We start from the raw sequence: 12,410 nt of genomic DNA, 5'->3' as shown, positions 1-12,410 counted from the left end.
GGTCGCGGGCCGCGCCGCCGGGTCAGTGGCAGCCCACCGGGCCGCCGGCGTCGAGGACCGCACCGTCGACGTCGACGAACTGCCACGAATAACTGTCGGCGCCCAGGGTCAGCTTCAGTACGCCGTTGACCCGCAGCCGCAGCTCGCTGTTGGCCCGTACCGTGCCGAACTCGCGGGGCGCCGCTCCCCCGGTGCCGACCACGAACTCGCGGATCCCCGCCGGCGCGGCGACCGCGTCCGGGGTCTGCGGCCCGAACCGCTCGTACGAGTGGTCGTGTCCGTTGAGGACCAGGTCGGCGCCGGCGGCGTACAGCGCGTCCCAGAACGGCCGCATGTTGGGAAAGTTGCCGTGCGTGCCGCCGGAGCTGAACATCGGCCGGTGCCAGAAGGCGAGCACGCACCGTTTCGTGTTCGCCGCCAGGTCCGCCTTCAGCCAGGCGACCTGCGGGCCGCTCGCCGACCGCTCGTACTCGGAGTTCAGCGAGACGACGTGCCAGTTGCCGAGGTCGAAGCTGTACCAGCTGGTGCCGTTCGGCCGGGCCAGGTCGCCGAAGTAGCGGAAGTAGCCCTGTGCGCCGTCGCCGAGGATGTACTCGTGGTTGCCCGGCGTCGGCCGGGTCCGGTTCTTCAGCCGGCCCCAGCTCGGCTCGTAGTACGCCTGGTACTCCTCGAACGTCCCGTCGTTGTTCTGGTTGTCGCCGAGGACGAGCACCGCGTCCGGGTCGAGCGCGAGCGCCAGCTCCGAGGTGCGCCAGTGGGCGCAGGACGTTCCGGTGCAGCGGGTGGCGATGTCACCGGCCGCGACGACGACGTGCTCGGCACCGGGGCCCGGCTCGGGATCCGCGACGAGCGCGGCGACCTCGCCGACGCTGGCCCAGCCGTTGCCCTGCGCACTGGCCCACCAGGCGACCCGGACGAAGCGGGCGCCGGTCGGTGCCGCGAACGGGGAGCTCTCGAAGCCGGCGGTCGTGCCGGTGCTGCGACCGGCCCACACCTTGGTGAAGGCGGCGCCGTCGGTGGAGGTGTAGACGGTGAAGTCGTTCCACCGCAGGTCGCCGAGGTGCCAGGCCACCCGGATCCCGCACAGGTCGCGGACCGTGCCGAGATCGAGGGTGAGCTGGGCACCGAACCCCTCGCCGGACCAGCGGGTGCCGAGGTCGCCGTCGACCGCCCGGGGCGGCGGGTTCGCCGCCTCGTGGGTGTTCGCGGTGGCGGTGGCCGGTACGGCGGTGGTGCAGCCGGGAATGGCCGGCACCACGTCGGACGGTACGTCGGCGGCGGTCGCGGTCCCGCCGACCAGTGCGGTGGCGGCGACCAGGAGCCCGCCGAGCAGGCCCCGGCCGGCCAGCCGGCGGGCACGAGGCCCGGCGGCCGGCCGGCGGGCGCCGCGTGGGGCCCGGCGGCGCGGCCAGGGGGTGTCGCGCGGCGGCCGGCGGCGCGGCCAGGGGGTGTCGGTGGGCCAGGGGGTGTCGGCAGGGGCGGTCACGAGCCGAGCACCCCGGCCTCGGTGATGCTGGCCCAGCCGTTGCCCTCGGCACTGGCCCACCAGGAGATCTTCACGAAGCGGGCGTCGCGCGGGCCGGCGGTGAACAGTTCCGTCTCCGGCGCGGTCGTCGCGCCGGTGCTGCGGCCCTCCCAGGCCTTGGCGTACGTGACGCCGTCGGCGGAGGTGTAGACGGTGTAGTCGTTCCAGCGTGCGTCACCCTTGTGCCAGGCGACGGTGGTGCCGCACAGGCGCCGGACCGCGCCGAGGTCGAGCACCAGGGCGGCGCCGAAGCCCTCGCCGGACCAGCGGGTGCCGAGGTCGCCGTCGACCGCCCGGGCCGGCGGGTTCGCCGCCTCGTGGGTGCTCGCGGTGGCCGTGGCCGGCACGGCGCCCGCACAGCCGTCCGGGCCCGGCGCGACGTCGTCGTACGTCACCCGTTCGTCGCCGATGCGGACCTCGTCGTGGAACATGACCCGGCGGTCGACCGACGAGTGCCGGTCGGCGAAGGCCCAGTCCCACTTGTAGATGCCGATCTTGAAGTACGGCGACCTCGGCCCGCCGCCGTGCACGGCACCGGTACGGGTCAGCACCGGCACCCCGTCGCGCCAGACCTCCAGCAGGCCGGCGCCGTCGGTGCGCCACCGCACGTGGAAGACCCAGTCGGTCCAGACCCCGGTCTGGTACGGCCCGAGGTCGACGAACTCGCCCCGGAAGTCGATCTGCCAGCGGCCCTTGCTGGTCAGCAGCGCCAGCGGTGGAGAGCCGCCGGGGCAGCCGCTGTCACACTGGTGCCACTGGGTGACGATCTCGGACGACGTGTCGTACGCCCAGCTCGGGTCGAGGTTGATGCTGAAGCCGTACCAGCGTTCGGCGTTCGCCGGCTGCGAGTCGGGCTGGTTGATCTCGGCGCGTTTGCTGCCCGCGGCCGGACTCGCGTCGGTGCGGTCCAACTGGAACCGGACCGCGTTGCCGCCGGCCCGCACCGGCGAGGTGACCGTCGTCGCCCCGTGCCCGGTGACGAACTGTTTCAGGAACCCGGGCGGAGGCGCGGCCGGCAGGGTGCGGTCGGCCGGGTCCTCCCAGTCGAGGGTGCGCAGGACGCCGGCCGGGTCGGCGCCGGCCGGCCCGGCCACCGTCACGGCGACCACCAGGCCCAGCGCCGCGGCGGCCACGGCGGCCAGGGATCGGTTGCGGATGGATGCCATACGTCGCTCCCGTCGGATCGGCAGAGTTCGGGCGAGGCCGGATTTGTCCGGCACCGCCCGAACCCCTCGCAGCGTCGTACAGCGGATCGACAACCGTCATGAGTAATAGATACTCAGACGCCCGCCCGTCAGCTCGCGGTGCAGGTCACCGCCGGTACGCCGTTGGTGCCGGTCCAGGAACCGATGAAACCGAAGTTGGTCGTGCCACCGGCGGGCAGGCTGCCGTTGTAGGCCACGTTGCGGGCCGTCACGGCCGAACCGCTGCTGGTGACGTTGGCGCTCCAGGACTGGCTGACGGACTGGCCGTTACCGAAGGTCCAGCTGACCGTCCAGCCGGCGATCGCGGCACTGCCGGCGGTCACCTTCACGTCGCCCTGGAAACCGCCCGGCCACTGCCCGGCCACGGTGTAGGTGGCGGTGCAGCTCTTGCCGCCGGGCGGCGGGGTGGTCGGCGGCGGCGTCGTGGGCGGCGGCGTCGTCGGCGGGGGCGTGGTGGGCGGCGGGGTCGTCGGCGGCGGAGTGGTCGGCTGGACACCGCCGTAGACGGTCGCCTCCCGGGACGTGGTCCGGATGCCGTTCGCCCCGTTGAAGATCCGCTGCCCCCACGAGGTGAGCGCGTTGGCGTTGAAGTTCGTCACCATGTCGAGGTATTCGACGCCGCCCCCGTTGCCGCTCCACGACCAGCCGATGTAGCCGATCCCGTGCGTCGTGGTGTACGACATGATCGTGTCTTCGTCTGGGTTGCCGTCGGAGTGGTTGAACCCGAACTCGCCGACCACGATCGGCAGCCCGGCGGTCCGGAACCGGCCCAGGTAGTCGGTGACCTCGGCGGCCGTGTCGAAGACGCCGTACATGTGGATCGAGAAGACGGTGTTGCGGTCGGGGTCGCTGGCGAAGACCGCCGCCGCGTTGTCGCGCATGGTGAACTGCCAGTCCTGGCCCCAGTTCGGGGCGTCAACCATGATCTGGTGGTCGAAGCCGGCGTCGCGCAGCCGGTTGATCGCGCTGGAGGTCGCCTGCACCCAGCCCGGCGTCACCGGGTTGTTGCCGATCGGCTCGTTGCCGATGTTGACGATGATGTACTTCTCCTGACCGGCCAGGACGTCACGCAGGCTGATCCAGTAGTCGACCGCCCGGTCCAGGGTCACCGCGCCGGCCTGTTCGCCGTACCCGGTGGTGTCGTGGTTCTCCAGCACGCAGATGAGCTTGTTCTGCTTGCACAGCGCGACCACGTTCGCGACGTCGGCCGGGCCGTTGGCGGCCCACCGGCCACCACTGAGCACCACCCGGACGGTGTTGGCGCCCAGCGACTTGATGTTGGCGAAGGAGCTGGTCTGGTGGGTGTACCAGGCGTGCGGGTGGCTGACGCCCCGCATGATGAACTCGTTGCCGTTGGACTCGTAGATCTTGCCGCCGGTGGTGTAGAAGCCGGTGGCGGCGTGCGCCGACGGCACGAAGACCAACAGGGCGGCGATGGTGGCGAGCAGCGTCGCACCGGCGACGGTTAGTCGTGTTTTCATGACCTGCCTCAGGAAGTGCCCGTGGACGGGCGAAGACGTCGGGACTGGCAGTCGCTGCCCGACAACTGCCAACCGGCTCCCTGCGGCTCGCACCAGATTAGGCACGCCCATCGATCCAGTCAACCGGTTAAGTAGCCGCCGGACGTTACCCCGGCCACCCGCCGGGTAAGCGGGCGCGTCCGCGGAGCCCCGGAGGCCAACAGATGCGAGCAGTCACCTGGCACGGCAAGCGCGACGTACGGGTGGAGACGGTGCCGGACCCGGTGATCCAGCAGCCGACCGACGCCATCATCCGGGTCACCTCCACCGGCATCTGCGGCTCCGACCTGCACCTGTACGAGGTGATGGGGCCGTTCATGGGCGAGGGCGACATCCTCGGCCACGAACCGATGGGGGTGGTCGAGGAGGTCGGCGACGAGATCACCATCCTCGTCCCGGGCGACCGGGTGGTGATCCCGTTCCAGATCGCCTGCGGCCACTGCTACATGTGCGGGCTCGGCCTGCCGACCCAGTGCGAGGTCACCCAGGTCCGCCACACCGGCATGGGCGCGGCCCTGTTCGGCTTCTCCAAGTTGTACGGCGAGGTCCCCGGCGGGCAGGCCGAACTCCTGCGGGTGCCGCAGGCGCAGTACGGCCCGATCAAGGTTCCCGAGGGCCCGCCCGACGACCGGTTCGTCTACCTGTCCGACGTGCTGCCGACCGCCTGGCAGGCCGTCGAGTACGCGGCCGTACCGCCCGGCGGCAGCCTGGTCGTGCTCGGCCTCGGCCCGGTCGGCGACATGTGCACCCGCATCGCCAGACATCGCGGCGCCGGGCAGGTGATCGGCGTCGACCTGGTCCCCGAACGCGTCGAACGGGTCCGGCGCAACGACGTCGACGTACTCGACCTGCACGACTACGACGAGGGCATCGCCGACGCCATCCGGGAACGCACCGACGGCCGCGGCCCCGACTCGGTCATCGACGCCGTCGGCATGGAGGCGCACGGCGACCCGATGGGCAAGGTCGCCCAACAGATGTCCGGCACCCTGCCCGACTCGATCGGCTCCCGCCTGATGGCCCGCGCCGGCCGGGACCGGCTCGCCGCCCTGCACCTGGCCAGCGACATCGTGCGGCGCGGCGGCACCATCTCGGTCATCGGCGACTACGGCGGCACCGCCGACCCGCTGCCGCTGCTCACCCTCTTCGACAAGCAGGTGACGCTGCGGATGGGCCAGGCCAACGTCCGGCGCTGGTCCGACGCGATCATGCCGCTGGTCGTCCGCGACGACGACCCGCTCGGCGTGGAGAACTTCGCCACCCACCGGCTGCCGCTCGAGGACGCCCCACGGGGCTACGAGATGTTCCAGAAGAAGGAGGACGGAGTAGTGAAGGTGTTGTTGCGCCCATGACGACGAGCCCACCCGACCCGACCCCGGCGCCCCGCGCGAAGACCCCGCCCGCACCGGACCGGCCCGGGCCGGCCGTGACCGGCGACCGGCCGCCCGTACGCCGCACCCTGCGCCGCGAGCCCGGCCTGCGCCGCCGCCGGATCTGACACCTACGGCAGGTTTGCCGCGGCCCCGACCGGTTACCACGGTCGGCAAGAATGCCGTGGGAAGGGATCCGCATGGTCGCCGTGGGCTACACCCTGATGTCCGAACAGACCGCGCCGAAACAACTCGTCGACTACGCGGTACGCGCCGAGCACGCCGGCTTCGACCACGCCGTCGTCTCCGACCACTTCTATCCGTGGCTGGAGTCCCAGGGCCACTCCCCCTACGCCTGGTCGGTGCTGGGCGCGGTCGCCCACGCGACCCAGCGGATCGACCTGATGTCGTTCGTGACCTGCCCGATCCGCCGCTACCACCCGGCCGTGGTGGCGCAGAAGGCGGCGACCGTCGGCGTGCTGTCCGACGGCCGGTTCACCCTCGGGCTCGGCGCCGGCGAGAACCTCAACGAACACGTCGTCGGGGCGTGGCCGCACGTACGGCAGCGGCACGAGATGTTCGAGGAGGCGCTGCAGATCATCCCGCCGCTGCTCGACGGGGAGACGCTGTCATACTCCGGGGAGTACTACGACGTGCCCGAGGCGTACCTGTGGGACCGGCCGGCGACCCGGGTGCCGATCGCGGTGGCCGCCTCCGGCCCGGCGTCGTGCGAACTCGCCGGCTCGTACGCCGACGGCCTCATCGCCACCGAACCCGACCCGGAGGTCATCGCCCTGTTCGACGACGCCGGCGGGGCCGGCAAGCCCCGGTACGGGCAGGTCGCGATCTGCTACGGCCCGGACGAACAGGAGTGCCGCCGGATCGTGCACGACCAGTTCCGCTGGTTCGGCCTCGGCTGGAAGGTCAACGCCGACCTGCCCGGCCCGGAGGCGTTCGAGAGCGCGACCGGGTTCGTCCGGGAAGAGGACGTGGCGTCCTCGATCCCGTGCGGGCCCGACCTCGAACGGCACGTGGCCGCGTTCAAGAGGTTCGTCGACGCCGGCTTCAGCCACGTCGCGCTGGTGCAGGTCGGCGGGGCGAGCCAGCCGATGTTCCTCGACTGGGCGGAGCGGGAACTCGTGCCGCGGCTGCGGGAGCTGTGATGCGGATCGGCAACGTCGACGTACGCCCGCTCGGCGGCGGCCTCGGCTGCCTGCTGATGATCCTGATCTCGGTGCTCGCGTCGATCGTGCTGACCGTCCTGGTCAACATGCTGTTCTAGGCGCCGGCCGGCGGCCGGGCTGCGGTCCTGCCGCCATCGGTCGGGCCCGCCGGCGGACGGGCCGGTCAGCGGCCCGATCTGGGATCGGGGCGGCGCAGGCCGAGCGCGACCAGCACGCCGCGGGCGGTGGCGGCGGCCGGCCGCCAGACCGTGTCGCGCACCCAGCGGCCGGCCGGGACGACGGTCACCCGCCACAGCCAGCCGACCGCCCGCGCGACCGGCACCACCGTGTGCCGCCACAGCCAGCGCAGCGCGAGCCCGACCGGTCGCAGCAGCAGCCGGTAGAGGAAGCCGAGCACCGCGCCGACGGCCCGCCAGGCCCAGACCACGGCCGCCCACAGCACGGCGGCGACGAGGACGACGCCGGGCCGGACCGCCCGCCAGCCGGCCCGCAGCCCTCGGCCCAGCCAGCGGGCCACGGCGAGCAGCGCCCGGCCGACGGCCCGCAGCACCGGCCGGAACACCCGGAACAGCCACCGGATCGGCACGACCAGCAGATAACGGCCGAGCCAGCCCAGCGGCCGCCACAGCAGGTTGACGAACAGCCAGCACAGCGGGCGCCAGACGACCCGGTCGAGGAACCAGCCGAGCGGGCGCAGCAGGTAGCGGTAGAGGAACCGGCCGACCGGGCTGAGCACGAACCGGCCGAACGCGACCAGCGCCGCCCAGCCCAACCGCACCGGCACGACGAACACCAGCGCGAGCAGCCGGACCGGCCACCGGATCCAGGCGGGCACCTCCGGGTCGGGGGTGGCCCGGACGGGCGGGCGGGGGCTGCGGCGGCGGGTCACGTCAGCACGATAGTCAGGCCGTACCAGGGTCGTGCGACCAAGATCGGATAGCCGACCGGCGGCGTTCCGCCCGGCCCGTCAGCCGACCAGGGACAGATCGAGATCGGCGATCACGGGATAGTGGTCCGACGCCCATTCGGTGTCGCCGCCGACGACCACCCGGCAGTCCCGGGCCAGATCCGCCACCGGAGGCGTACCGAGGATGTAGTCCAGCCGCATGTCGGCGAACTCGGCGCCGCCGCCCCTGGTCGTCGGGGCGGTGTGCGTCACCTCTCCCGTCCCGGCCCGCCGGAAGAGGTCGACGAACCCGGCCCGGTCGAGCGCGGCGACCGCCCGGGTGTCGACCGCGCCCCGGGTCAGGTGCCGGCTCCGGTACGCCGGCGGCAGCCGGTCGATCCGCTCCCGGTGGTCGGTCCACGGGTCGAGCGAGTTGAGGTCCCCCATCAGCAGCACCATCGGGACCCCGGTCCCCCGCCGGGGCCGGGCGGGCGCGGCGAGCCAGCCGGCCTCCCGCAGCCGCCACCCGCCCGAGTACGGCTGGAGGTGGGTGCCGATCACGGTCAGCGGGCCGCGGTCGGTGGCGACGGTGACCCGCGCGGCGGCGTGGTGGAACGGCCGGTGCACCGACCCGGCCGACCCGATCCGCGCCGGCGGACGGACCAGCACCCCGACCGGCTGGCCGGACACCGACCGGGCCAGGTGGCCGGTCATCCCCCAGCTCTCGGCCAGCCCGGCGAGGCGGCGCCGGTCGAAGCCGCGCAACTCCTGCAGGGCGAGCAGGTCGGGACGTACCCGGTCGACGACGGCCGCGACGCCGGCGAGCCGGGACCGGTCGGCGCCGTCGGACCCACCGGTCCTGATGTTGTAGGTCATCGCCCGCACGGCCATGCTCCCACCGTCGCACGCCGGCGGCGCCCGGGTCCCCGACCCGCGCGCCTAAACCCGCCCACGAGCACCGACGTGCCGAATACGGCACTAGCGGCGACCGGCGGTCTCCAGTTCGGCGGAGACGGTGTCGTCGTCGGGCAGGGTCGCCGGCTCGTTGCCGGCCGCGACGTCGGCGTTCGGACGGACCACCCAGTAGAGCAGCCCGATCCACAGCCCGGTCAGCAGCATCGCGCCGACCAGGTCGCTGGGGTGGTGCATGCCCCGGTACATCCGGGAGACGGCGACCCCGAGCGGCATGATCACCGCGGCGGTGACCGCCAGCCAGCGCAGCACCCGGCCGGTACGCGGCCAGAGCAGCACGGCGATCGCGACCCACAGGCACATCGTGGCGGCGATGTGGCCGGACGGGAACGACGCCGTCGGCATCGGGCCGTCGAGGTTCTCCACCGGCGGACGCGGCCGGTCGACGGCGCGGGTGGTGGCGAGGAAGAGGGTCAGCTCGCCGAACATGGTCAGGGCCAGGAAGACCACCGGCCGCCAGCGGCGCCACACGGCCAGGACCAGCGGGCAGAAGACCAGCGAGACGAACAGGATGGCGTGGGTGTCGCCGGCCTTGCTCCACCAGTGGCTGAAGTCGTCGAGCGCCGGGGTGCGGTGTTCGGCGAACCATCGCGGGACGGCGGTGTCGACCGTGTCGACGAAGGTGTCGTCGGCGTAGTAGCTGACCAGCATCCCGAACGCGAACAGCACACCGAAGACCAGCACCCAGCCGGTGATGATCTCGGCGCTGCCGAGCCGGACCTTCGGCAGGATCTTCTCCTCGTCGGGCGCCGGGGCGATCTCGTGGGCCGCCTCGGGTTCGAGGCCCTCGATCAGGTGCGGCACCCGCTGGCCGACCTCCAGGCGCCACAGCCGGAAGGCGTACGCGGTGACGCCGAGCCAGGCCAGGCCGAGCAGCCAGCCGCCGATCACGTCGCTGATGAAGTGCACGCCGAGCGCCACCCGGGTGAACCCGATCAGGAGGACGACGGTGGCCACGATCCAGATCGCCGGCCGCCGCCAGCGCGGCGCCAGCGCGGGCAGGAAGACCAGCAGCAGCGCACCGTACGCGACCAGGGAGCCGAGCGCGTGTCCGCTGGGAAAGCTGTTGCCGGCCGAGCCGGTGAGCGCCACCTCGACGGCGGGGCGCAGCCGGCCGACGATCAGTTTCAGGGCCGGGTCGAGGAAGAGGGCGCCGGCACCGGCGACCACCAGGTAGATCGCCAGGCGGGGCTGGCGGCGGATGAGCAGGCCGACGACGGCCACCGTGACCAGCCACAGCATGATCGGCCGCCCACCGAGGTCGGTGATCGCCTGGAGTACGGTCACCAGCGGCCCCTGCTCGGAGATGACCCGGTTGAGTTCCTGGGCGGTGCCGTGGTCGAGGTCGTACAGCGGTCCGAACTCGACCCGGACCAGCATCAGCAGCAGCCCGAACCCGAGTCCGCAGCCGACGACGAGGAGCAGTCCGGCGAGGCTGCGGCCGGCGAAGTGTTCCAGTGGCCGCCACGGGACCCGCCGGGTCCGTTCGAGTTCGGTGCGCACGCCGTACCTCCCTGGGTGTCTGGCAGCCCGATACCCGATCGGGCGGCGCGATACACCGGGGTCACATCGACGTACGCCTACCGCGGGGTCATCTCGCCGGTGTCGGCGCCGGGCCGTTCCCCGTCCGGCCGGTCACGTTCAGGGTGGTCACGGTCGGGGCGGCCGCGGTCAGGGTGGTCGGGGTTGGGGCGGTCGGGGTCGGGGCGGTCGGGGTCGGGGCGGTCGGGGTCCCAGCGGTCGGGGTGGGCCGGGTCCGGGGCGCCGACCCGCAGCGCCTCGAGTTGGGCGGCGAACGCCAGGCCGAGGAACAGCGCGATCCCGGTCAGGTTGGCCCACAGCAGCAGCGCCATCATGCCGGTCAGGGCGCCGTACGTCTGACCGAACGCGTCGCTGACCCGTACGTAGACGCCGAGCAGGGCGCTGGCCAGCCACCACAGGGCGGTGGCGAGGCCGGCGCCGAAGAGCAGCCAGGACAGGCCGGGCTGGCGGCGGCGCGGCGCGTACCGGAACAGGGCCGCGACGGCGACGACGATCAGCACCAGGCTCAGCGGCCAGCGGACCACGTTCCAGACCGTGTTGGCGAGTTCGCCCCAGGCGTAGTGGCGCTGCACCGAGTCGCCGAACGCCCGCCCGGCGACCAGGACCAGGAAGCCGGCCAGGGCGGGCAGGCCGGCGCCGACGGCGAGGGTGGCGGCGCGCACGTACTTGCGCAGCGCCGGCCGGTCGCGTTCGACGCCGTAGATCCGGTTGGCGCCGCGTTCGATCTGCGCCATCGCGGTGGTGAGCGCGAACAGGCCGGTGAACATGCCGAGGGTGAGGGCGACCTCGCCGACGTCCTCGGTGCGGTCGTCGTCGGTGAGCAGCTCGCGGACCATCTCGACGCTGGCGCCCGGGGTCAGCGCGGTCACCGTGTCGGCGACGACCTGCCCGCCGGACTCGACGCCGAGGTCGGTGATCAGGCCGGCGAGGGCGATCAGGAACGGCACCACGGCCAGGCACAGTTGCAGGGCCAGGGCCCGGGAGTGGCTGAACCCGTCGCCGTACCGGAACCGGACGAAGGCGTCGCGCAGCAGGTGCCAGCCGCCGTGCCGGCGCAGCGTGTGCCAGGCGTCGTCAGCCGACAGTTCCTCGTCGGCCATGCACCGGGTCTCGGGTACGAGCCGGGTGCTGCTCACCGCCGGTCCTGGGCCCGTTCCACGAGATCCTCGCCGCGCTCGCCGGCGGCGTCGGCGTCGACGGCCAGGTCGGGGTCGTCCTCCGGACGGGGTACGCACAGCCACAGCGCCCCCGGCCGGACGGTGGCCTCGAGGGTACGGCCCGGTTCGATGAGATCGCCGTCGAGTTCGCGGGGCTGATCACGGTTGCTGGAGATCGACACCCGGCGGCCCCGGAAGACCTGCATCCGGGGCACCCGGCCCCGGCGGCGCAGCAGCGCCCAGCCCATCGCGAGCCAGTGCCGGATGGTGCGCGGGGTCAGTACGGCGACGTCGAGCAGACCGTCGTCGGGTTCGGCGTTGGGCAGCAGGGTGACGCCGCCCTGGAGCCGACCGACGTTGGCGACCAGTACGGTGCGGGCCCGGGTGCGTACCGGGGGCCGGTCGTCGACCCGGATCTGCACCCGCATCGGGCGGTCCCGCAGGTGCCGGGCCGCGCCGACGACGTACGCCGGCCAACCGATGCGGGCCTTGGTCTTCTCGGAGGTGGCGGCGAGCATCTTCGCGTCGAAGCCCATGCCGGCCATCACCACGAAGTGGCGGTCGCCGAGCTGACCGACGTCGAGTTGGCGCAGACCGCGCTCGACGGCGACCTCGATGCCGGCGGCGAGGTCGGTCGAAAGGCCGAGGTTGGCCGCGAGCAGGTTGCCGGTGCCGGCCGGCAGGATGGCCAGGGCCACGTCGGTGCCGACGAGCCCGGCGACGCAGGACATCACGGTGCCGTCACCGCCGCAGGCGAAGACGACCTCGACGCCGGCCTCGACGGCCTGCCTGGTCTGGCCCTCGCCGGGGTCGTCGACGGTGGTCTCCAGCCACATCGGTTCGGCCCAGCCGGCCCGCGCCAGTGCGCCGTCGACGGTGGCGCGCAGTTCGTCCAGGTCGGTGACCTTGGCCGGGTTGACCACCACCGCGGAGCGTACCGCCTCAGTTCGCCCGTTCACGGGCGCCAGTGTGCAGCACGCGGCGCCGGCCGGCGAGCCGAAGCGGCGGTGACGATGCCCGCACCGGAAACCGGTTTCGGGGCGACCCGA

The 12,410-nt window shown here is 73.0% G+C and carries 11 protein-coding genes; 3 read left to right on the top strand and 8 right to left on the bottom strand.

Annotated elements, in window-relative coordinates:
• Positions 1–22: 22 nt before the first annotated feature.
• From Prubr_RS22380 to Prubr_RS22370, 3 genes are all read right to left on the bottom strand, one after another.
• Entirely contained in the window at positions 23–1,486 is a 1,464-nt protein-coding gene (locus Prubr_RS22380) for a discoidin domain-containing protein (RefSeq protein WP_212816861.1), read from the bottom strand.
• The gene (locus tag Prubr_RS22375; protein WP_212816860.1) at positions 1,483–2,691 is read right to left on the bottom strand and encodes a heparin lyase I family protein; all 1,209 of its coding nucleotides are present in this window, start codon (positions 2,689–2,691) and stop codon (positions 1,483–1,485) included. The genes Prubr_RS22380 and Prubr_RS22375 overlap by 4 nt, the downstream gene beginning before the upstream one ends.
• A 128-nt stretch (positions 2,692–2,819) precedes the next feature.
• Positions 2,820–4,211, bottom strand: coding sequence for a cellulase family glycosylhydrolase (locus tag Prubr_RS22370; RefSeq protein ID WP_212816859.1), 1,392 nt, complete (start codon positions 4,209–4,211; stop codon positions 2,820–2,822).
• A 203-nt stretch (positions 4,212–4,414) separates the two neighbouring features.
• Between Prubr_RS22370 and Prubr_RS22365 the strand changes: the two genes are divergently transcribed.
• The 3 genes from Prubr_RS22365 (at position 4,415) to Prubr_RS22355 (ending at position 6,783) form a co-directional block, all read left to right on the top strand.
• Positions 4,415–5,602 (top strand): zinc-dependent alcohol dehydrogenase, encoded by a 1,188-nt coding sequence (locus Prubr_RS22365; RefSeq protein WP_212816858.1) that lies wholly within the window; start codon positions 4,415–4,417, stop codon positions 5,600–5,602.
• Positions 5,599–5,748, top strand: coding sequence for a hypothetical protein (locus Prubr_RS22360; RefSeq protein WP_212816857.1), 150 nt, complete (start codon positions 5,599–5,601; stop codon positions 5,746–5,748). Before Prubr_RS22365 ends, Prubr_RS22360 begins: the two co-directional genes overlap by 4 nt.
• 72 nt (positions 5,749–5,820) lie before the next feature.
• Entirely contained in the window at positions 5,821–6,783 is a 963-nt protein-coding gene (locus Prubr_RS22355; RefSeq protein WP_212816856.1) for a TIGR03557 family F420-dependent LLM class oxidoreductase, read from the top strand.
• Positions 6,784–6,967: 184 nt separating this feature from the next.
• On the opposite strand, the gene Prubr_RS22350 is transcribed toward Prubr_RS22355, so the two are convergent.
• From Prubr_RS22350 to Prubr_RS22330, 5 genes are all read right to left on the bottom strand, one after another.
• Entirely contained in the window at positions 6,968–7,693 is a 726-nt protein-coding gene (locus Prubr_RS22350; RefSeq protein WP_212816855.1) for a hypothetical protein, read from the bottom strand.
• 78 nt (positions 7,694–7,771) lie between these two features.
• Positions 7,772–8,581, bottom strand: coding sequence for an endonuclease/exonuclease/phosphatase family protein (locus Prubr_RS22345; protein ID WP_212816854.1), 810 nt, complete (start codon positions 8,579–8,581; stop codon positions 7,772–7,774).
• 87 nt (positions 8,582–8,668) lie between these two features.
• Complete coding sequence (locus Prubr_RS22340; protein ID WP_246567496.1) at positions 8,669–10,165, bottom strand: phosphatase PAP2 family protein; 1,497 nt, start codon at positions 10,163–10,165, stop codon at positions 8,669–8,671.
• Positions 10,166–10,242: 77 nt separating this feature from the next.
• Positions 10,243–11,340, bottom strand: coding sequence for a YihY/virulence factor BrkB family protein (locus tag Prubr_RS22335; protein WP_212816853.1), 1,098 nt, complete (start codon positions 11,338–11,340; stop codon positions 10,243–10,245).
• Positions 11,337–12,320: a diacylglycerol/lipid kinase family protein gene (locus tag Prubr_RS22330; protein ID WP_246567493.1), complete on the bottom strand. Its 984-nt coding sequence runs from the start codon at positions 12,318–12,320 to the stop codon at positions 11,337–11,339. The genes Prubr_RS22335 and Prubr_RS22330 overlap by 4 nt, the downstream gene beginning before the upstream one ends.
• Positions 12,321–12,410: the final 90 nt, after the last annotated feature.

Source organism: Polymorphospora rubra (genome assembly GCF_018324255.1).
Taxonomy (GTDB): domain Bacteria; phylum Actinomycetota; class Actinomycetes; order Mycobacteriales; family Micromonosporaceae; genus Polymorphospora; species Polymorphospora rubra.
Note: the sequence above shows the minus strand (reverse complement) of the source record. Positions and strands in the feature narration are given on the sequence as shown.

What these genes read in the sequence shown, in the direction of transcription:
- Prubr_RS22365 (WP_212816858.1), top strand. Translation starts at nt 4,415, where the DNA reads ATGCGAGCAGTCACCTGGCACGGCAAGCGCGACGTACGGGTGGAGACG.
- Prubr_RS22370 (WP_212816859.1), bottom strand. Translation starts at nt 4,211, where the DNA reads ATGAAAACACGACTAACCGTCGCCGGTGCGACGCTGCTCGCCACCATC.
- Prubr_RS22375 (WP_212816860.1), bottom strand. Translation starts at nt 2,691, where the DNA reads ATGGCATCCATCCGCAACCGATCCCTGGCCGCCGTGGCCGCCGCGGCG.
- Prubr_RS22345 (WP_212816854.1), bottom strand. Translation starts at nt 8,581, where the DNA reads ATGGCCGTGCGGGCGATGACCTACAACATCAGGACCGGTGGGTCCGAC.
- Prubr_RS22360 (WP_212816857.1), top strand. Translation starts at nt 5,599, where the DNA reads ATGACGACGAGCCCACCCGACCCGACCCCGGCGCCCCGCGCGAAGACC.
- Prubr_RS22355 (WP_212816856.1), top strand. Translation starts at nt 5,821, where the DNA reads ATGGTCGCCGTGGGCTACACCCTGATGTCCGAACAGACCGCGCCGAAA.